At 61.3% G+C, this 20,285-nt stretch carries 18 protein-coding genes; 10 read left to right on the top strand and 8 right to left on the bottom strand.

Annotated features, from left to right (window positions below; translation table 11 throughout):
• Positions 1–6: 6 nt before the first annotated feature.
• From WFM45_RS21740 to WFM45_RS21720, 5 genes are all read right to left on the bottom strand, one after another.
• Positions 7–759 carry a sugar phosphate isomerase/epimerase family protein gene (locus WFM45_RS21740; RefSeq protein WP_336957232.1) on the bottom strand — a complete coding sequence of 251 codons (753 nt, stop codon included), beginning with the start codon at positions 757–759 and terminating at the stop codon, positions 7–9.
• Positions 760–924: 165 nt separating this feature from the next.
• The gene (locus tag WFM45_RS21735) at positions 925–1,959 is read right to left on the bottom strand and encodes a LacI family DNA-binding transcriptional regulator (protein WP_015376159.1); all 1,035 of its coding nucleotides are present in this window, start codon (positions 1,957–1,959) and stop codon (positions 925–927) included.
• A gap of 124 nt (positions 1,960–2,083) precedes the next feature.
• The gene (locus WFM45_RS21730) at positions 2,084–2,746 is read right to left on the bottom strand and encodes an OmpA family lipoprotein (RefSeq protein WP_033631402.1); all 663 of its coding nucleotides are present in this window, start codon (positions 2,744–2,746) and stop codon (positions 2,084–2,086) included.
• A 247-nt stretch (positions 2,747–2,993) separates the two neighbouring features.
• Positions 2,994–3,446 (bottom strand): N-acetyltransferase, encoded by a 453-nt coding sequence (locus WFM45_RS21725; protein WP_015376160.1) that lies wholly within the window; start codon positions 3,444–3,446, stop codon positions 2,994–2,996.
• Positions 3,443–4,009, bottom strand: a complete 567-nt coding sequence (locus tag WFM45_RS21720) for a DNA-3-methyladenine glycosylase I (RefSeq protein ID WP_336957231.1) — start codon at positions 4,007–4,009, stop codon at positions 3,443–3,445. The genes WFM45_RS21725 and WFM45_RS21720 overlap by 4 nt, the downstream gene beginning before the upstream one ends.
• A gap of 196 nt (positions 4,010–4,205) precedes the next feature.
• Here WFM45_RS21720 and WFM45_RS21715 point away from each other — a divergent pair, with 196 nt between their 5' ends.
• The 7 genes from WFM45_RS21715 (at position 4,206) to WFM45_RS21685 (ending at position 15,325) form a co-directional block, all read left to right on the top strand.
• Positions 4,206–6,194: an autotransporter domain-containing esterase gene (locus WFM45_RS21715; RefSeq protein ID WP_048326768.1), complete on the top strand. Its 1,989-nt coding sequence runs from the start codon at positions 4,206–4,208 to the stop codon at positions 6,192–6,194.
• Positions 6,195–6,960: 766 nt separating this feature from the next.
• Positions 6,961–7,878, top strand: a complete 918-nt coding sequence (gene glyQ, locus WFM45_RS21710; RefSeq protein ID WP_004933966.1) for a glycine--tRNA ligase subunit alpha — start codon at positions 6,961–6,963, stop codon at positions 7,876–7,878.
• 9 nt (positions 7,879–7,887) lie between these two features.
• Positions 7,888–9,957 (top strand): glycine--tRNA ligase subunit beta, encoded by a 2,070-nt coding sequence (gene glyS / locus WFM45_RS21705; RefSeq protein ID WP_336957230.1) that lies wholly within the window; start codon positions 7,888–7,890, stop codon positions 9,955–9,957.
• 343 nt (positions 9,958–10,300) lie between these two features.
• Entirely contained in the window at positions 10,301–11,020 is a 720-nt protein-coding gene (locus tag WFM45_RS21700; RefSeq protein WP_015376162.1) for a DUF3053 domain-containing protein, read from the top strand.
• Positions 11,021–11,561: 541 nt separating this feature from the next.
• On the top strand, positions 11,562–13,475 hold the full coding sequence (locus WFM45_RS21695) for a PTS mannitol transporter subunit IICBA (RefSeq protein WP_085337606.1): 1,914 nt from the start codon (positions 11,562–11,564) through the stop codon (positions 13,473–13,475).
• A gap of 58 nt (positions 13,476–13,533) precedes the next feature.
• Positions 13,534–14,679, top strand: coding sequence for a mannitol-1-phosphate 5-dehydrogenase (locus WFM45_RS21690; RefSeq protein WP_021504154.1), 1,146 nt, complete (start codon positions 13,534–13,536; stop codon positions 14,677–14,679).
• Positions 14,680–14,773: 94 nt separating this feature from the next.
• Complete coding sequence (locus WFM45_RS21685) at positions 14,774–15,325, top strand: MltR family transcriptional regulator (protein ID WP_016929575.1); 552 nt, start codon at positions 14,774–14,776, stop codon at positions 15,323–15,325.
• Here the strand turns inward: WFM45_RS21685 and WFM45_RS21680 are convergent.
• Positions 15,322–15,930, bottom strand: coding sequence for a LysE family translocator (locus WFM45_RS21680; RefSeq protein ID WP_033631407.1), 609 nt, complete (start codon positions 15,928–15,930; stop codon positions 15,322–15,324). The genes WFM45_RS21685 and WFM45_RS21680 overlap by 4 nt on opposite strands.
• A gap of 142 nt (positions 15,931–16,072) precedes the next feature.
• On the opposite strand from WFM45_RS21680, the gene WFM45_RS21675 reads away from it, so the two are divergent.
• Both WFM45_RS21675 and WFM45_RS21670 read left to right on the top strand, forming a co-directional pair.
• Positions 16,073–17,539: an aminotransferase-like domain-containing protein gene (locus WFM45_RS21675; protein WP_004933986.1), complete on the top strand. Its 1,467-nt coding sequence runs from the start codon at positions 16,073–16,075 to the stop codon at positions 17,537–17,539.
• A 73-nt stretch (positions 17,540–17,612) separates the two neighbouring features.
• Positions 17,613–17,975 carry a YibL family ribosome-associated protein gene (locus tag WFM45_RS21670; RefSeq protein WP_004933989.1) on the top strand — a complete coding sequence of 121 codons (363 nt, stop codon included), beginning with the start codon at positions 17,613–17,615 and terminating at the stop codon, positions 17,973–17,975.
• A gap of 10 nt (positions 17,976–17,985) precedes the next feature.
• On the opposite strand, the gene WFM45_RS21665 is transcribed toward WFM45_RS21670, so the two are convergent.
• A complete protein-coding gene (locus tag WFM45_RS21665) occupies positions 17,986–18,765 on the bottom strand; it encodes a class I SAM-dependent methyltransferase (protein WP_033631408.1) in 780 nt (259 codons plus the stop codon).
• A gap of 101 nt (positions 18,766–18,866) precedes the next feature.
• Entirely contained in the window at positions 18,867–19,538 is a 672-nt protein-coding gene (gene yiiM / locus WFM45_RS21660; protein WP_336957229.1) for a 6-hydroxyaminopurine reductase, read from the bottom strand.
• 131 nt (positions 19,539–19,669) lie between these two features.
• Here yiiM and WFM45_RS21655 point away from each other — a divergent pair, with 131 nt between their 5' ends.
• The gene (locus WFM45_RS21655) at positions 19,670–20,284 is read left to right on the top strand and encodes a histidine phosphatase family protein (RefSeq protein ID WP_031299772.1); all 615 of its coding nucleotides are present in this window, start codon (positions 19,670–19,672) and stop codon (positions 20,282–20,284) included.
• The last annotated feature ends 1 nt before the right edge of the window (position 20,285 follow it).

The following is a 20,285-nucleotide window of genomic DNA, read 5'->3' as shown; positions in this document are numbered from 1 at the left end:
ATGGGGTTACTCCGCACGCAAAATATTGACGTAATGACGGGTGACGGCCTCCAGGTCACCGCCCTGCAACGGGAATTCGATACCGCGCGGCGCATCGTGCGGCAGGCGGGCCAGCAGATCGCGCCAGCTGCCGTCGGTATCGTCCAGCGCGACGGCGCGCCAGCCGCGCGGGCCTTGGGTGGCGGCTTTGACGTGCACGTAACCGACGTGGCGGGCCAGGCGCTCGGCGGCGGCGAAGGCGTCTTGCCCCACCCACAGCCAGTTGGCCATATCGAAGGTCATGCTGACCGGCAGATGGCTATCTTCCGCGGCGTGGAAAAAGGCGTTCAGCATCGACAAAATGCCGCAGTCCGGCGTTTGGTCGTTCTCGACCACCAGCTTGACCGGGTGTTGCTCCAGCGCCACTTTCAGCTCGGTAAAATCGAAGCCGGGGCGGAAATGACCGAGGGACAGCTTCAGCTGGCGCGCGTTCAGCGCCTGCGCTTCCGCCAGCAGCGCCGGCAGGTTGGGGTTCAGCGTATGTTGCGGGGTGAACAGCGCCTCAGGGGCGGAGTAGACGGCGAACAGCTGCTGGCGATCGATCTCTTGCGCCAGCACCGGCAGGCTGTCCAGCTCGCCGGCGGCGAACAGTTCGCGGCGGATCTCCACCCCGTCGGCGCCAGCGCCGGCGATGAGGGGCAACAGCGCGCGCTGGCCGCCGTGTTGTTTGACGGTATCGGTGCCGTAGGCGCCGGTGACCACGATGATTTCTGTTTTCATTTTGACTCCTGAGGCGGCATTGTCGCCGCCGCTGCTGTTACCGGTACGTTAAATGGAACCGGTTCCAGCGAAAAGCGGCAGAGTGTAAAAATATGATCGCAATCACGAAGCTGAGCAAAAAACAGCCGGTGAGGGCGGGACGGTTAACGCCCCGGAAAAGGCGGGTTAGCGGGTGGTGGAGCCGCGGACGATCAGCTCGCCGGAGAACATCTGCTCGCCGCTGGGGGCGGCCAGGCCCTGAATGCGATGCACCAGCCGCTCCAGCGCCGCGTGCCCCATTTGGTAGGTGGGCTGTTTCAGCGTGGTGATGCCGACGCCCGCCAGTTCCGCCCACTCCAGTTCGTCAAAGCCCAGCAGGCCGATGTCGTTGCCCCACTGGATGCCGAGCCGACGCATGGCGCGCGCCACCTGCAGCGTCAGGGCGCCGTTGGCGGAGATCACCGCCTTGCGCATGCCGCGGTGGCGGCCGCTGAAATCGCTCAGCACCTGCTCCAGTTTCTGCCGATCGTTGAGCGGCGTTTCGGCCTGCTCCGCCAACAGCGCGGGGTGCTGCGCCATGGTATGCCTGAAGGCGTGCAGGCGTTCCAGGCGGGTATTGACCGTACCGAGCGGCTCGCTGAGGAACAGGATCGCTTCGAAACCTTGTTGCAACAGGTGTTCGGTGGCGACGGTGGCCGCTTCGCGGTTGTTCAGGCCCACCACGTCGCAGGCGAAGTCGGGGATTTTGCGGTCGATCAACACCATCGGCAGCATCGACTGTTGCAGCGTGGATAACGCTTCCTCGCGCATGCCGACCGCGTTGACCACGATACCTTCCACCCGGTAACTGCTGAGCAACTGCAGGTAGTGCTGTTCCTGATTGACTTCGTTGTTGGTATTACACACCAGCAGGGTAAAGCCGTGCTGGCGGCAGGCGGCCTCGATGCCGCGCATCACGTCCACCGAGTAGGGATTGGTGATATCGGCGAGGATCAGGCCGATCAGGCGGGTCTGGCCGCCCTTCAGGCTGCGCGCCATCTGGCTTGGCCGGTAGTCGAGCTGCTGGATCGCCTGTTCGATGCGCTGTTTGAGATCGTCGGAAAGCAGGTGTTGTTCACCATTCAGATAGCGCGACACGCTGGTCTTGCCGGTTTTGGCGATGCTGGCCACATCGCTGATGGTGGCGCGTCCCGATGCGCGCGTTGCCTTGACAGTGCTCACAGCCGATCCCTCCTGCGGTTAATTGCCAAGGAGACTACCATACCCGATGTGCGGGCGGGAATGTTGAAGGGTAAGGAGAAAATCGCAGGGAGGCGGCGGGGCGCAGGTGGCGCCCCGCACGGGATTACTGCAGCGGGCTGAGCGTGATCTCGACGCGGCGGTTTTGCGCCTTGCCTTCCGCGGTGCTGTTGGAGGCGATCGGGTTGTCCGGGCCGGCGCCGGTGGTGCGGATACGGTTCGCCGCCACGCCCTGGGTGATCAGCGCGCTGGCTACGCCGTCGGCGCGCTGCTGCGACAGGTTCATGTTGAGCGAACGGGAACCGGTGCTGTCGGTGTAGCCGACCACGTTGACCGCGGTTTTCGGATACTCTTTCAGCACCATGGCGACGCCGGTCAGGGTGTTGGCGCCCGCCGGTTTCAGCGTGGCGCTGCTGCTGTCGAAGGTCACGTTGTTCGGCATGTTCAGCACGATGTTGTCGCCCTGACGGGTGACGCTGACGCCGGTGCCTTTCATCTTGTCGCGCAGTTTGGCTTCCTGCACGTCCATGTAATAGCCTGCGCCGCCGCCGAGGGCTGCACCGGCCGCTGCGCCGATCAGCGCACCCTTGCCGCGATCTTTCTTGGAAGAGGACAGCACGCCGACGCCGGCGCCCAGTGCGGCGCCGAGGCCTGCGCCGATGCCGGATTTGCCGGCTTCGGATTCACCGGTGTAAGGGTTGGTGGTACAGGCCGACAGCGCGAGCGTAAGGCTCACGGCGCCGGCAATAATTGCAATGCGTTTTTTCATGTTCTTGTCCTTAATGGCATCAGAATCTGTACGCGCCGGCCCAAAGCGGGGACGCAAAAAAGTGGGTGACGCAGGGAGCCCGCATCGCCGCGCTACCTATGACGCGCGCTTTCGCCGGCAGTTCCGGAGAAAAACGTGACAAATGATGAGCGCGGGTAAGTGCTGGGGGAGTTATGCGGCAAAACGCCGGGCGGCGCCATGCAGCGGATTCCTAATTGTGCGCATCCGGGGTGCGGATGCGCCTTTTTTAAGCGTAACCGGTTGAGTTTTCGACTGCCGGCCAGTTCATGATCAGCGTATAGGCCTGGGTTTCATCATTGAACAGGCGCTGCGTTATCTGGAAGCCGTGCTTGTGGTAGAACGCACAGGCGCGCAGGTTCTGTTGGTACACCTCCAGACTGAGTCGGCGGTAGCGCTGCTGCACGTGCGTCATCAGCGCCTGGGCGACGCCGCGGCCGTGAAACGCCCGATCGACAAACAGCGCGCCGATGAACTGCTCGTCCAGCACGCTGATAAAGCCGACGATCTCGCCTTCGTGCCAGCAGGCCCAGCTTTGCGCGCGCGGCAGGTAGTTTTCCCGCACCAGCGCGGCGCTCTCACGCCAGTATTTTTCCGCCACGAACGGATGGGCGGCGATGGTGCTGGGCAGCCACAGCGCCATCAGCCGTTCGATATCCTCCGGGCCACAGGGGCGGATCACCGTGGCTTTGGGTAACACATGCACCCCGTGAGATGATCGTTCACCAGCCCGCTGGCCTGCATGAAGGCGTAACAGATGGTGGAGCCGATAAACTTGAAGCCGCGCTTTTTCAGCGCCTTGGACATGGCGTCGGACTGCTCGGTTTTGGCCGGCACCTGGTTCAGCGCTTGCCAGCGGTTGAGCTGCGGCTGGCCGCCGACGAAGTCCCAAATGAAGGTAACGAAATTCTCCCCGGCCGCCTCCATCGCCAGATAGGCCTTGGCGTTGGTGATGATGGCTTCTATCTTGCCGCGATGGCGGATGATGCCGCTGTCCTGCAGCAGGTTTTCCACGTCTTGTTCGGTCATGGCGGCGACCCGCTGCGGATCGAAACCGTGGAAAGCGCGGCGGTAGTTCGCGCGCTTTTTCAGGACGGTGATCCAGGAAAGGCCGGCTTGCTGCCCCTCGAGGCACAACATTTCAAACAGCTCGCGCGCGTCGGTGGTGGGCGCGCCCCATTCCTTGTCGTGATACTCGAGATACAACGGATCGGCCGTCACCCAACCGCAACGTTCGTCTGCCATCCTGAATGTCCTTATGCTGTGTTTATGAACAGTAATCATCGCTCGAAGCGCCGAACTTGGCAAGTCTCTGATTGTTTTGTCATCAGCCCGCTTGACGTGACGAAAAAGCCGACAATAGTTACTACATGGCCGGTGGAAAACTGACCAACGATAAAAACGACATGGCCTTCATTTGCAGGCTCTCAGGAGTCGATTCATGCCTCTAAAAATAACGTGCATGCCCCGCCCGGCGGCGCTTGCAGTGGCGTTACTTTGCAGTGTGACCCTTCCGGCTCAGGCGTACGATCAACTCTACGTCTTTGGCGACAGCCTGAGCGATACCGGCAACAACGGCCGGTTCACCTATGACGGCAGCCAGCACCTGCTGTACGACGAGGCGTTGGCGCAGCGCATCGGGGCGGCGCTGGTGGCTTCGGACAACGGCGGTGAGAACTACGCCGCCGGCGGCGCCGTGGCGGTGCCGGGCCTGAACCCGGCCGACAACACCCAGGAGCAGGTGCAGCGTTACCTGAGCCGGGTCAATGGCCAGGCCGACGGCGACGGTTTGTATATTCATTGGATCGGCGGCAACGATCTGGCGGCGGCGGCGCTGAATGCCGCTACTGCGCCCGGCGTGGCCTATAACAGCGCCGCCGCGGCGGCCGCGCAGGTGCATTCGTTGCTGAACGCCGGCGCCGGCACGGTGATCGTGCCGACGGTGCCGAACATCGGCTCCACGCCGCAGCTGATGGAATTGATCATTCAACAGGCGCTGTCACCGGTGCAGGGGGCGGCGATCCAGGCGGCCTATGCCACGCTTAATTCGGTGGCGACGCCGGACAACGCTTCACGCACGCAGGCGATCCACGCAGCGTTGGCCGCTGCGGCGAAGCAGGGCAGCGCCATTCCTCAGGTGCAGCAGGCGATCGCCGCGCAGCTTATCGCGGCGTATGACGGCCTGAGCGCGCAGGCCGCTCAGCTGACCGATTTCTATAACCAAAGCGAAGACCGTTTGCTGGCGCAGGGGAGCGGCAATATCGTGCGGGTGGACGTCAACAAGCTGTTCGCCGAAGCGATCGCCAATCCGGCGCAGTTCGGCTTCGCCAACACCGCCGGCATGGCTTGCCCGCCAGGCGTTTCTTCGGCGATTTGCCGTTCCGACATGCCCGGCTTCGACGCCGGCCAGTCCTATCTGTTCTCCGACCATTTCCACCCCAGCCCACAGGCGCACCTGCTGATTGCGGATTATATCCAGGCGGTATTGGATGGCCCGGCGCAGGTGGTGGCGCTGAATCAGGCGACGGCGGCGATGGCGCGCGACAGCCGCGCCACGCTCGACAGCCGTTTCCAGCAGCTGCGCAACGGCGACAATCCGCAGGGGTCGCTGGGCGTGTTCGGCGGTTACGCTGGCCAGCACTACGACTATGCCGATAACCGGGCCGCGGGGGACGGCAACGCCACCACCCACAACCTGACCGTCGGCGTGGACTATCAGCTGACCGACAGCTGGTTGATCGGCGCGTTGATCGCCGGTTCCAACGACGATCAGCATCCTTCCAGCCGCTTTGATTACAAGGCGCGCGGGCTGCTGTTCTCGGCTTTCAGTTCACTGGCGATATTCGAGCACGGCTGGGTCAACGCCGATCTGCACTATGCGACGATGGATTATGACGACATCCGCCGCAGCATGCGGCTGGGGCCGCTGACGCGCACCGAAACCGGTTCGACCACCGGCAGGCAGTGGGGGGCGCGCGTGACCGCCGGCTATGACTTCCCGATCGCTTCTTACCTGACCACCGGGCCGGTGGCGCAGTTCGCCTGGGATTACAGCCGCGTTTCCGGTTACAGCGAAGACGGCGATGACAGCACCGCCATGCGCTTCAACGATCAAACCTACCACTCGCAGATCGGTGCGTTGGGTTGGCGGCTGGATACGCAATTCGGCGTGTTTAACCCTTATGCGGAAGTGAGTTATCAGCACCAGTTCGGCGACGACGTCTACCGCGCCGGCGGCGGCCTGAAATCGACGCAAACCTCATTTACTCGCGACAGTGCGGGCCAGGACAAAAACTGGGTGGATGTCACGCTCGGGGCCAACATGCCGTTGACGGACAGGGTATCGGCCTTCGCCACCGTCTCGCAAACCGGCGGGCTGAGCAGCGGCGAGCAGTTTATGTATAACGTCGGCGTCAGCGCGCGTTTTTGAATGGGGTGCCTGCAGAGCGCGTTTGCCAAAGGCGCGCTAAATGGCATTGCGTAAGCGATACGTTCTTATAAGGGAAACTAATTAAGAGGAAGCGGGCGGGAATTAATTATGCGGGCCGTCATGATGCTGACGGAAATACAAAAAAAAACTGATCCTATGAAAGGATCAGGTAGCCACTTGGCCAACACCAGGGAAAATTTTAATTATTATTGTATAACCAAAGATTAACTGTCAATGGGTTTATGTGGCTCATTGTTGGCGTATTACATATCCGCTTGTTTCTCCTCGAGTCGCTGCAGCGGCCCATCGCGTGATCTCTCCTTATTTTTCACGATATAAGAAATAATTTGGCGGTTAGTCACATTATCTGCCGGTGAGGCGAGTTTTTTAGTTGATAAAATTAACAAAAATAACATTGGCGTAACTTTTCCCTGTGGCAAATATAAGCATGTGTGCACTTCAATCTGCGTAAATAGGGTTGGTGAGAACAGGAGCTGCGGGCGAATAAGTGACGATTTAAGCAACGATTAGTCTCGTTTTTTGTTAAGTTATTCTAATGTTTTTGGCGGGCCGTATTTTCGCCCCGTTCGTCGCCGGTGAAATTAGCCGGCTAACCGGTGCCCTGTCCTGCGCGCGCCGCGCGCGAAAATCCAGCGTTTCTCGCCCCGATTCGCACTTGTTGCCGGATTCTGGCTGTATATCTTACGGTCAACGGGTATACTGGCTCATTCCATCTAAATCCACTTGTATCGCGTGCGAATTCAACATGCAAAAGTTTGATACCAAGACCTTCCAGGGCCTGATCCTGACACTGCAGGATTATTGGGCGCGCCAGGGCTGCACCATCGTTCAACCATTGGACATGGAAGTCGGCGCGGGAACCTCACACCCGATGACGTGCCTGCGCGCACTGGGGCCGGAGCCGATGGCCGCCGCCTATGTGCAGCCATCTCGCCGCCCGACCGACGGCCGCTACGGTGAAAACCCGAACCGTCTGCAGCACTACTACCAGTTCCAGGTGGTGATTAAGCCATCGCCGGACAACATTCAGGAACTCTACCTGGGCTCGTTGAAAGAGCTGGGTCTGGATCCGACCATCCACGACATTCGCTTCGTGGAAGACAACTGGGAAAACCCGACGCTCGGCGCCTGGGGCCTGGGTTGGGAAGTGTGGCTGAACGGCATGGAAGTGACGCAGTTCACTTACTTCCAGCAGGTCGGCGGCCTGGAGTGCAAGCCGGTGACCGGCGAGATCACCTACGGTCTGGAGCGTCTGGCGATGTACATCCAGGGCGTGGACAGCGTGTACGATCTGGTGTGGAGCAACGGCCCGCTGGGCGTCACCACCTACGGCGACGTGTTCCATCAGAATGAAGTGGAGCAGTCCACCTACAACTTCGAATACGCCGACGTCGACTTCCTGTTCTCCTGCTTCGAGCAGTACGAGAAAGAAGCTCAATCGCTGCTGGCGCTGGAAAAACCGCTGCCGCTGCCGGCCTACGAACGCATCCTGAAGGCGGGTCATACCTTCAACCTGCTGGACGCGCGCAAGGCGATTTCGGTGACCGAGCGCCAACGCTACATTCTGCGCATCCGCACGCTGACCAAAGCCGTTGCCGAAGCCTACTACGCTTCCCGCGAAGCGCTGGGCTTCCCGATGTGCAACAAGAAGAACGAGAACTAAGAGGCAGCCATGACTCAACAGACTTTCCTGGTGGAAATCGGCACGGAAGAGCTGCCGCCGAAGGCTCTTCGTTCCCTGGCGGAATCTTTCGCCGCCAACTTCACCGCCGAGCTGGACAACGCCGGCCTGGAACACGGTGAAGTGAGCTGGTTCGCCGCACCGCGCCGCCTGGCGCTGAAAGTGGCCAACCTGAGCGCGGCGCAGGCCGATCGCGAAATTGAAAAACGCGGCCCGGCGATCGCCCAGGCGTTCGACGCCGAAGGCAAACCGAGCAAAGCGGCCGAAGGCTGGGCGCGCGGCTGCGGCATCACCGTCGATCAGGCTGAACGCCTGGTGACTGACAAGGGCGAGTGGTTGATGTACCGCGCCCACGTCAAAGGCCAGTCGGCGCAACAACTGCTGGCCGGCATGGTCAGCACCGCGCTGGCTAAACTGCCGATCCCGAAACTGATGCGTTGGGGCGACTCCGACGTGCAGTTCGTGCGTCCGGTGCACACCGTTACGATGCTGCTGGGCGCCGATCTGATCCCGGGCACCGTGCTGGGCATCGAATCTGCGCGCACCGTGCGTGGCCACCGCTTCATGGGCGAAGCCGAGTTCACCCTCGATAACGCCGACCAATACCCGCAGATCCTGCTGGAGCGCGGCAAAGTGGTCGCCGACTACGAAGCGCGTAAAGCCCTCATCAAACGCGACGCCGAACTGGCGGCGCAGAAGATTGGCGGCAAGGCCGATCTGAGCGACAGCCTGCTGGAAGAAGTGGCCTCGCTGGTGGAATGGCCGGTGGTGCTGACCGCCAAATTCGAAGAGAAATTCCTGGCGGTGCCGGCGGAAGCGCTGGTGTACACCATGAAGGGCGATCAGAAGTATTTCCCGGTGTATGACGCCGCGGGCAAACTGCTGCCGAACTTTATCTTTGTGGCCAATATCGACTCGAAAGACCCGCAGCAGATCATTTCCGGTAACGAGAAGGTGGTGCGTCCGCGCCTGGCTGACGCCGAGTTCTTCTTCAACACCGATCGCAAGAAACGTCTGGAAGACAACCTGCCGCGCCTGGAAACCGTGCTGTTCCAACAGCAGCTGGGCACCCTGCGCGACAAGACCGATCGCATTCAGGCGCTGGCGGGCTGGGTTGCCGGCCAGATCGGCGCCGACGTCAACCACGCCACCCGCGCGGGCCTGCTGTCGAAGTGCGACCTGATGACCAACATGGTGTTCGAATTCACCGACACCCAGGGCGTGATGGGCATGCACTACGCGCGCCACGACGGTGAGGCGGAAGACGTCGCCGTTGCGCTGAACGAACAGTATCAGCCGCGCTACGCCGGCGATGCGCTGCCGCAGTCGCTGGTGGCCTGTTCCCTGGCGATCGCCGACAAGATGGACACCCTGGCCGGCATTTTCGGCATCGGGCAGCATCCGAAAGGCGATAAAGACCCGTTCGCGCTGCGCCGCGCCGCGCTGGGCGTGCTGCGCATCATCGTCGAGAAAAACCTGCCGCTGGATCTGCAGACCCTGACCGAAGAGGCCGTGCGCCTGTACGGCAGCAAGCTGACCAACGCCAAAGTGGTCGATGAGGTGGTGGAATTCATGCTGGGCCGCTTCCGCGCCTGGTATCAGGAAGAAGGCCACGCGGTCGATACCATTCAGGCGGTGCTGGCGCGCCGTCCGACCAAGCCAGCCGACTTTGACGCACGCGTCAAGGCGGTATCCCACTTCCGCACGCTGGACGAAGCGGCGGCGTTGGCTGCGGCCAACAAACGCGTCTCCAATATCCTGGCCAAATCTACCGAAACGCTGAACGACAGCGTACGCGCCTCGGTGCTGAAGGACGCGGCGGAGATCCAGTTGGCGACCCACCTGGTGGTGCTGCGCGACAAGCTGCAGCCGTACTTCGCGGCGGGCAACTACCAGGAAGCGCTGGTGGAACTGGCTGCGCTGCGTGAGCCGGTGGATGCGTTCTTCGACAACGTGATGGTAATGGCGGACGATGCGGAAGTGCGCGTGAATCGTCTGACGCTGCTGAGCAAACTGCGTGAACTGTTCCTGCAGGTGGCGGATATCTCCGTACTGCAGTAAACGGCTCTGTGCTGTGAAAAGGCGCCTGCGGGCGCCTTTTTTATTTCCGTTTCCTGGGTGCGAAGGCAAGGTCGCCTGGCGACTTGGGGGGCGACTTGGGGGGCGACTTGGGGGGCGACTTGGGGGGCGACTTGGGGAAATTGAAGCGTCCGGTCGCCGACGGCAATGAACCTCAGTGCGTTTTGCGCACGATGTTCAACCGCCTCCGGCCGAGACAATGTTCACCGCAAACGGAATCGCGTATCGGAACGCCGCCAGTTGATCTATTCTTATAGGCGCACGGAGTGCGGAAAAAGGGGCGGAGTCCAATGAAAAAGCAGGTTTATAACAGGAGTTATGTCACATGGCGGTAGGGATCCAGAGCAGAGGTTTCGCGCGTTGGTTGGCACCGGTATTGGCATTGTTGGTGGTCATGCAATTGACCGCCTGCGGCGATAAAGAGCCGGAACAGCGCAAAGCATTTATCGATTACTTACAGAATACCGTGATGCGCAGCGGGGCGAACATCCCCACGCTGAGCGAAGACCAGAAGCAGAAGTTCGGCAACTATGCCGGCGATTACGCGATTTTGGTCGGCTTTTCACAGCAGCTGTCCAAGTCGGTCGGCGCCAGCCTGACGCCAGCGCTGGATCAGATTAACCAGATCCGCACCGCACAGGACTATCTGAACAAACGCGATGCGCTGCAGCAATCGGTCGGGGCGTTGAACCTGCTGGGCCAGCAGATACAGTCCGCCAAGTCGCAGGCGGATACCGCCCGCACGGCGCTGAAACAGCCCGACGATCTGAAGGCGGTGTATAACCAGGCCTATGACAAAATCGTCACCGCGCCGGCCAACGCCCTGATGCCGGCGATCCCGACCACCGCCAGCTTTGTGCAGGATCTGGTGCAGGTTGGCGATTTCCTGCAGAGCCAGGGCAATCAGGTCAGCTTCAACAACAACGGCGTGCAGTTCCGCACCGCGCAGCAGGTGGCGCAGTACAACACCATGATGTCGAATCTGGTGGCCAAACAGCAGAACCTGGTGAATGCGCAGAAAGCCATTCAAAGCGTGACGCAATAACGCGCCTACGACGATCTACAGGCCGGCATTGCCGGCCTGTTTTATTTCCCCTCAGCGTTTCCAATAGCTTGCTGGTTTATTACGCAGGCTTCTGTACTACACTTCAATTAATCCATTCATTCGGCAATGTAGTTTTCTTTCATTCATCACTTCGCTAGTTCCCGGCGGGATGAGTGCTCACAGGGAAGATCAAACAGAGCGTCGCGTTCGGGCGCTGCAGCTAAAAATAAATTGTGATATTTGTCACAATTTAAAAACAAACTACCAAGTTAAAAATGTGACCTGAATCACTTTATTGTCGGTTTATGGGCGGTTTTTTTCTCACTGTGCTTTTTTTACACGCCATAAATGTGATCTTTATCACCATAAGTGAGGGGTTGTTGGGGTGCTGTGTGTGACTTGTATCACAAAAAATTCGTGAAGTTCGCGTGACAAAAACAGCGTGATAGAGTCCGTTTCGCATACAGCGGCAACACGGCTGGATCGTCACAACAATAATCACGCGCTCTATTGTCAGCGCGTAACAATAGGGGTGTGTTTTATGTTTTCACCAGACATCAAGGTTAAAGTGCAAAACTTTGGCCGCTTCCTGAGCAACATGGTGATGCCCAACATCGGCGCCTTTATCGCCTGGGGGATTATCACCGCGCTATTCATTCCAACCGGCTGGCTGCCGAATGAGACCTTAGCCAAGCTGGTCGGCCCGATGATCACTTACCTGCTGCCGCTGCTGATCGGTTATACCGGCGGGCGGCTGGTGGGCGGCGATCGCGGCGGTGTGGTCGGCGCCATCACCACCATGGGCGTCATCGTCGGCGCCGATATGCCGATGTTCCTCGGCGCGATGATCGCCGGTCCGCTGGGCGGCTGGGCCATCAAGCACTTCGACCGCTGGGTGGACGGCAAGATCAAAAGCGGCTTTGAAATGCTGGTGAACAACTTCTCCGCCGGCATCATCGGCATGCTGTTGGCGATCCTGGCCTTCCTGGGCATCGGGCCGCTGGTGGAGGTGCTTTCCAAGCTGCTGGCGGCGGGCGTGCACGTGATGGTGACGAACAACCTGCTGCCATTGGCGTCCATCTTCGTTGAACCGGCGAAAATCCTGTTCCTGAACAACGCCATCAACCACGGCATCTTCTCGCCGCTGGGCATCCAGCAGGCGACGGAAGCCGGCAAATCGGTGTTCTTCCTGATCGAAGCCAACCCAGGCCCGGGCATGGGCGTGCTGATGGCCTATATGTTCTTCGGCCGCGGCAGCGCCAAGCAATCCGCCGGCGGTGCGGCGATCATTCACTTCCTGGGCGGCATTCACGAAATCTACTTCCCGTACGTGCTGATGAACCCACGTCTGCTGCTGGCGGTGATCCTGGGCGGCATGACCGGCGTCTTCACTTTGACGATGCTGAACGGCGGCCTGGTGTCTCCGGCTTCCCCGGGGTCGATTTTGGCGGTGCTGGCAATGACCCCGAAAGGCGCCTACTTCGCCAACATTGCGGCGGTGTTAGCAGCCTTTGCCGTCTCCTTCGTGGTGTCCGCTTTCCTGTTGAAAACCTCCAAGGTGAAAGAGGATGACGATCTGGAAGCCGCGACCCGCCGCGTGCAAGAGATGAAATCGCAGTCCAAGGGCGGCGCGGCCGCGCAGGCGGCGGTCGATGGCGATCTGAGCACCGTGCGCAAAATCATCGTCGCCTGCGATGCGGGCATGGGCTCCAGCGCCATGGGCGCCGGGGTGCTGCGCAAGAAAGTGGCGGACGCCGGGCTGAAGAATATCTCGGTGACCAACAGCGCCATCAACAGCTTGCCGGACGATGTGGACCTGGTGATCACGCACCGCGATCTGACCGAGCGCGCGATGCGCCATGCGCCGCAGGCCCAGCATATTTCGCTGACCAACTTCCTCGACAGCAAGCTGTATGGCGATCTGGTCGAGCGTTTGCTGGCGGTGAACACCGCTGCCGCAGCGGCCCCGCAGAGCGGCGCGCACGCGGCTGCAGAGGCCGGCGAACCGGGGCTGTTCAAGCTAAGCGAGAGCAACGTGTTCCTCAACCTGCAGGCCAGCGACAAAGAGCAGGCGATCCGCTTCGCCGGTGAGCAGCTGGTGAAGGGCGGCTACGTTGAGCCGGAATACGTGCCGGCGATGCTGGAGCGAGAAAAGCTCACGTCCACCTACCTGGGCGAGTCGATCGCCGTGCCGCACGGCACCATCGAGGCCAAAGACCGGGTGCTGCGTACCGGCGTGGTGTTCTGCCAATACCCGCAGGGCGTGCGCTTCGGCGATGAAGAGGATGAAGTGGCCCGTCTGGTGATCGGCATCGCCGCGCGCAACAACGAGCATATCCAGGTGATCACCAGCCTGACCAACGCGCTGGATGACGAGAGCGTGATCGAGCGGCTGGCGAATACCACCAGTGTCCAGGAAGTGCTGGACCTGCTCGGCGGCAAAAAAGCCGGATAACAGAATCATTTTAAAGGGTGCAGCGTGCTGCACCCTTCGACATTAAGAAGGTAGAGTTATGAAAGCATTACATTTTGGCGCAGGTAACATCGGCCGCGGTTTTATCGGCAAGCTGCTGGCGGACGCGGGCGTTGAGCTGACCTTCGCCGACGTCAATCAAACGGTGCTGGATCTGCTGAACAGCCGTAAAAGCTACCAGGTGCACGTGGTGGGCGAGCAAGAGCGCGTAGAGAGCGTCAATAACGTTAGCGCCGTCAACAGCGGCAGCGAAGCCGCGGTAGCGCTGATCGCCGAGGCGGATCTGGTGACCACCGCCGTGGGCCCGCAAATTCTCGCCAAAATCGCCGGCACGATCGCCAAAGGGCTGGTGTTGCGCCATCAGCAGGGCAATGTGCAGCCGCTGAACATCATCGCCTGCGAGAACATGGTACGCGGCACCAGCCAGCTGAAGCAGCACGTGTTCGCCGCGCTGCCGCAGGACGAGCAGGCATGGGTTGAGCAGCACGTCGGCTTCGTCGATTCGGCGGTCGACCGCATCGTGCCGCCGGCGGACAGCAGCGATCCGCTGGAAGTGACGGTGGAAACCTTCAGCGAATGGATCGTCGATCAGACGCAGTTTAAAGGCCAGCCTCCGGCGATCGCCGGCATGGAGCTGACCGATAACCTGATGGCCTTCGTCGAGCGCAAGCTGTTCACCCTCAACACCGGCCACGCGATCACCGCCTACCTCGGCCAACGGGCCGGGCTGCAAACCATTCGCGACGCCATTCTCGACCCGGCGATCCGCCGCGTGGTGAAAGGGGCGATGGAAGAGAGCGGCGCGGTGCTGATCAAGCGTTACGGCTTCGACGCCGACAAGCACGCCGCCTACATCAACAAAATTCTCGGCCGCTTCGAAAACCCGTATCTGCACGATGACGTCGAGCGCGTGGGGCGCCAGCCGCTGCGCAAGCTGAGCGCCGGCGATCGCCTGATCAAACCGCTGCTGGGCACGCTGGAATACGGCCTGCCGCATGCCAACCTGATCCAGGGCATCGCCGCCGCCATGAGTTACCGCAGCGAACAGGATCCGCAGGCGCTGGAGTTGGCGGAATTGCTGAACACGCTCGGGCCGAAAGCCGCGCTGGCGCAAATTTCCGGCCTGCCGGCGGAAAGCGAGGTTGTAGAAGAGGCCGTTGCTGTGTATAACGCCATGCACAAGTAGAATCGTGATGATGAACACCCGAGCGCAGCTTGCTGCGCTCCTGGAACCCGAGTTCGGCATCGACGGCCCTCCCCACGCCTTTCGAAAAGCGACGATGGAAGAAGCACAGGCATTTGAAAACCAGGTTCTGGAAAAGCTGAACGCGGGCAAAACGGTGCGCAGCTTCCTGATCGCGGCGGTAGAGCTGCTGGCGGAAGCGCTCAACGTGCTGGTGGTGCAGGTATTCCGCAAGGACGACTATGCGGTGAAATATGCCGTCGAACCGCTATTGTCCGGCAGCGGCCCGCTGGGGGAGCTGTCGGTGCGCCTGAAGCTGATGTACGGCCTGGGGGTGATTTCCCGCCACGAATATGAAGACGCCGAACTGCTGATGGCGATGCGCGAAGAGCTGAACCACGACGGATCGGAATACCGCTTCGTCGACGACGAAATTCTCGGGCCGTTCGGCGAGCTGCATTGCGTGGCCGCGCTGCCGCCGGTGCCGACTTTCCTGCAGCCGGGCGAGGCGGATGAAGCGCTGATCGCCATGCAGCGCCAGCGCTATCAGCAGATGGTGCGCTCCACCATGGTGTTGTCCATTACCGACCTGATCGCCGGCATCGGCGCCAAACAACCCTCCCGGCTCTCTCCTCTCGGCCGCGGCTAAGCAAAGGCCGCGCGCCACTCGTCGAACAGCAACCACAGCGCGGTGGCGGCCATCAGCCCGGACATCGCGCCGTTGAACACCCGCAGCTTCCAGGCGACCTGGAGCGCGTTGCGCAACCGGTCGCCCAGCACCGCCCACAGCAGCACACAGGGTAAATTCAGCACGACGAAACCTGCGATGACGCTCAACGTATGGACGAAGGTGGCGCCTTCGCGCGGGGTGAACAGGATCGCCACGTTGATCACCATCAGCCAGGCCTTGGGGTTGACCGCCTGAAACAGCGCGCCGTTGAGGAAACTCATTGGCCTCGCCTGCTCTTTGGCGTCCGGCGAGGCTGCCTTGAACAATTTCCATGACAGCCACAGCAGGTAGGCGCAGCCGATCACCGCCAGCGGGAAGCGAATGACGCCGGCCCAGCTCAGCGCCAGCGCCAGCAGCGGGATAATGATCGCCAGCTGCACCGCGCAGCCGGCGCCGATGCCGAACAGCATCGGCAGGGTGCGGCGCAGGCCGAAGTTGACGCCCGACGAGGCCAGCAGCAGATTGTTGGGGCCGGGGGTAATCGACATGACGGTGACGTAGCTGACAAAGGCGGAGTCCAGCATGGCAGGTTCCTTGAAAATGACGGTGATAACGAGAGGATCAGCATAATCGCTGCAATGGGATGGTGACAGAACCACAAATTGGCTATTGTCATGGTTACAGTTGTGCAAAATGTAAACTGTACCCATTGCCTGGAGAGAAACTGTGACCCTGCTCGATGAAACCCCGGATACCCGTTACCTGCAGCTGGCGGATACGCTGGCTGAGGCCATTCGCCGCGGCACGCTGCGGCCCGGCGACCGCTTGCCTTCGGTGCGGCGCTGTGCGCAAACCCATCGCGTCAGCATCAATACCGTGGTGTCGGCTTACCGCACGCTGGAGGATCGCGGACTGATCGAGGCGCGACCGCAGTCGGGGTTTTATGTCCGCAGCACGCTGCCGGCGCTGAAGATGGCCTCGGCGCCCAGCGGGCGCATCGAACCGCCGGCGGACGACGTGCTGGCGCTGATCGACACCGTGTTTGCCGCCCAGCAAAACCCGGCCTTCACCAATATTGCGTTGGCTTGCCCGCAGACCAGCGACTTTTATCCCGGCGGCAAGTTGGGGCGCATGCTGTCCTCTCAGCTGCGCCGCCAGCCGGATCTGATCGGGCAGTATCCGTTGCCGCCCGGCAGCCTGCGGCTGCGCCAGCAGATCGCCCGCCGTTCGATGACGCTGGGCATGCTGCTGGAGCCGGGCGACGTGGTGCTGACCCATGGCTGCATGGAGGCGCTGCAGCTGGCGCTGCGCGTCACCACCCAACCGGGGGACTGCGTCGGGCTGGAGTCGCCGACCTACTTTTATCTGCTGCCGCTGCTGGCCAGCCTGGGGCTGAAAGCGTTGGAAATCCCTACCGATCCGCAGCTGGGGCTGTCGTTGGACGCGCTGGAGCTGCTGTTGAACGAGAAGCGGCTGAATGCGGTGATCGCCATGCCGACGGTACAAAACCCGCTGGGCTGCACCATGCCGCTGGCGGCGAAAAAGCGGCTGGCGCGGCTGATGAACGATCATCAGGTGCCATTGATTGAAGACGGGCTGTATGCCGAGATCCAGTTCGGCGGCGCGCTGTCGCCGGCGGTGAAGGCGTTCGATCGCGACGGCTGGGTGCTGTTTTGCTCCAGCTTTACCAAAACGCTGGCGCCGGATTTTCGCGTCGGCTGGATCTGCGGCGGCCGCTTCCACGAGGCGTTGCGCAAGCTGAAGGCGGTGTCGTCGATGTCCGAGTCGCAGCTATTGTCGGAAACGCTGGCGACCTTCCTGGAGAGCGGCGGCTACGATCACCATTTGCGCAACCTGCGCAAGCGCTATGCGGCGCAGGTCGACGAGGCGCGGGCGCTGATCGCCCGGCATTTCCCGCGCGGCACGCTGGCCACGCAGCCGGCGGGCGGCTTCGTATTTTGGGTCGAGTTCCCCCCTGGCGTGGACAGCGTGGCGCTGTTCCATCAGCTGCTGGAGGAGCAGATCTGTTTGACGCCGGGCACCCTGTATTCGCCCAGCGGGCGTTACCGCAACGCGCTGCGTCTCTCCTGCTGCTACCCGTTCAACGCGCGCTACACCCAGGCGCTGGCCCGGCTGGGCGCCAAAGCCTGCGAGATGAGCGGCTTGCCGCCCGGCATTGCGCAGGACGGGTAACGGCGCGCGCCTTTTGCTACAATGCCGGTATCATTGATTAGCGTGCCATTTTGGGCACAACGGGCCAGAGACCATGAAAGAGAAAGAAAAGGCAGAGATCAAGCGCCTGAGCGACCTGCTGGACGCCTTGAACCACAAAGACGCCACCGTGATCCAACAGGGCAACCCTGAGTTGATCGCGCAGCACACCAAAGAGAAAGAGAAACTGGCGACGGAGATCGAGCGCCTGAAAAACGTGCGCGGCGAGAAGCTGAGCGCCGAAGCGCAGAAGCTGAGCAAGCTGCCGTTCAGTCGTGAAATCACCAAGAAAGAACAGGCCGATATGGGCGCGCTGAAGAAAAGCGCGCGCGGGCTGATCGTGGTGCACCCGATGACCGCGCTGGGCCGCGAGATGGGCCTGAAAGCGGTCACCGGCTACGCCAAGAAAGCGTTCTGAACCCCGGGCGTCAGACCTTGGTGGTGAAATACGCCTTGGTCTGATAGGGCACGGTGACCGTGTCCTGACCCCGCAACTCCTCTTCTTCCGCCACCAGCTGGCGCAACCGATCGATAACCTGCTCCTGTTGCTGCGGCGGCAGCGCGGCGATAAAGCTGGTTGAGCGCACCCGGTTGTAGATCACGTCCTCCACCGCGCCCCGGTGGCCGAGCATAAAGACCTGCTCCTGCAGCGGTTCAAAGCCTTTGAACGGGAAGAACTTGCGCCATTCGCCGGTATAGAAACGCGGCGCATCGCCTTCGTGGCTATCGACGATCTGATTCAGTTTACGCACCCAACCGACGCGCGCATCGCGCATGTTCCACACCAGGCCGAGTTTGCCGCCGGGCTTGAGAATGCGCTGGATTTCCGCCAGCGCCTGCGGCGTGGCGAACCAATGGAAGGACTGGGCGCACACCACGGCATCCACCGACTCGTCCGGCAGCGGGATCGCCTCGGCGGTGCCCGCCAGCGTTTTCACCTGCGGCAGCGCCGCCGACAGTTTTTCCAGCATTTGCGGCACCGGTTCGACGGCGATCACTTGCGCGCCGGTTTCCAGCAGGCGCGGGGTGAATTTGCCGGTGCCGGCGCCGAGATCGATGACCGTCATGCCGGCGTGCAGGCCGATGACGTCACGCAGCCAGTCGGCGATTTCCGGCGGGTAATCCGGCCGGCCTTTCACATAGCGATCGGCATTGGCCTGATAGCCCTCGGCGGCGGCGTGATGAATCGAATGGGTCGGGGTGGTCATAACCTGGCTCCTGGCTGAAAAAACGTGCGGCTACAGTATAGGCGGAAGAAAAGGGTTAACGCGGCATCCGGCGCACGTTTTTCATTTTTCCGCCCACGCGTTCAACGGCCGAGCAGGCGGCGATTGAAGTCCTCGAGGCGCCCTTCGGCGAGCCGCGTGAGCATGGTCTTGCTCCAGCTGGCGGAGAGGCCGGCTACCGCCAGCAGGCGGCGGTACTGTTCCGCGTCGAACGGCATATGCCAGGCGATGGCGATAGCTTCGGCGACCGTCACGTCGCTGCTGCGCGCCGCCAGCTCCAGCGGACGGTCGCCGCTGACCGCGCCCGGCGACACCACCCGATACAGCCAGCCGCAGCGGCCGCTTTGCTGCATCAGCACCGAAATGTCCTCGATCGCGAAGTGATAATTGAGCTTGAAGCACGGCGAGCGCGGCTGGGTGACCTGGATCAGCGCCTCGCCCCAGCGGAAGATGTCGCCCATAAACACATTGTGTTCGGTCAGCCCTTCGGTGGAGAGATTCTCGCCGAAGGCCGGGGCGCAAAATTGCTCGGCCTGCGCCGGAAACTGCTCGCGCCAGTGGGCATAATGCTCGCGCGGGTAGTGACACAGCGCGCGGTCCGGCCCGCCGTGGTAGCTTTTTTCGGCCTGTTCGTCGCCTTCCAGGCCGAGCGGCGTGAGCCGGATGGCGCCATCCACCTGGCGTTTGGCGATGGCGCTGGGGCGCCCGCCTTCATAGGGTTGGATGCTGCCGATGTAAACGTCTGGGTGATGCATGTGCGCCTCCGTGTCTCGCGTCGAGGGCTCAGCATAGCCTGAGTTGTTCTCGTACACTACCCGGCGTTTACCTGTACGGAAGGATGTGTTTTTCCTGTCTATATTTAGGCTTTTATCGTCGAGAAAAAACCATGCGTTTCATTGTATTGAGGCATGCGGAGTCAGAATGGAACCGCTCGGGGATTATTCAGGGGCGAAGTGACAGTCCGCTGACAGAAGAGGGGCGACGTCAAATCGCTGGGCTTGGCGCTCGCTTGCAAATGTTATCGGTCACTTTGTTGATCAGTTCACCGGCTGGTCGGGCTTTTACGACAGCGGAGACGTTGGCTGAGAGATGTGGCTGCACTGTGCAAATGGATGAGCGTTTGCAGGAGCAAGATTTTGGCCGACTGGAAGGATTATCTTATGCGCAGGCCATGCGCGATTATCCAGAAGCGACGCAGTGCCTCTTTGCCGGTAAGGCAGAGGCGTCGGCTCCGGGAGGGGAGAATGCTTATGAGGTTGCCTGGCGCCTGATGGCTTGTCTGTCCGATCTGGCTGTCGATGGACAAAATCAAACGCTTGGTGTTGTTACGCACGGCCATGCTCTGCAGGCACTGATTTGGTGGCTTAAAGGGGCTGACCCGCAGGAGGACCTCCGCAGATACGGTCATCGCAATTGCGGCTACGCAATGCTTGATGCGACCGCCTCTGGTTTTAACTTGTTGAATTGGGGAGTCGCGACCCACCTGTTGCCACAAAGATAGG

The sequence above is a fragment of the Serratia sp. KG1D genome, from assembly GCF_037150675.1.
Lineage (GTDB): Bacteria > Pseudomonadota > Gammaproteobacteria > Enterobacterales > Enterobacteriaceae > Serratia > Serratia nematodiphila.
Note: the sequence above shows the minus strand (reverse complement) of the source record. Positions and strands in the feature narration are given on the sequence as shown.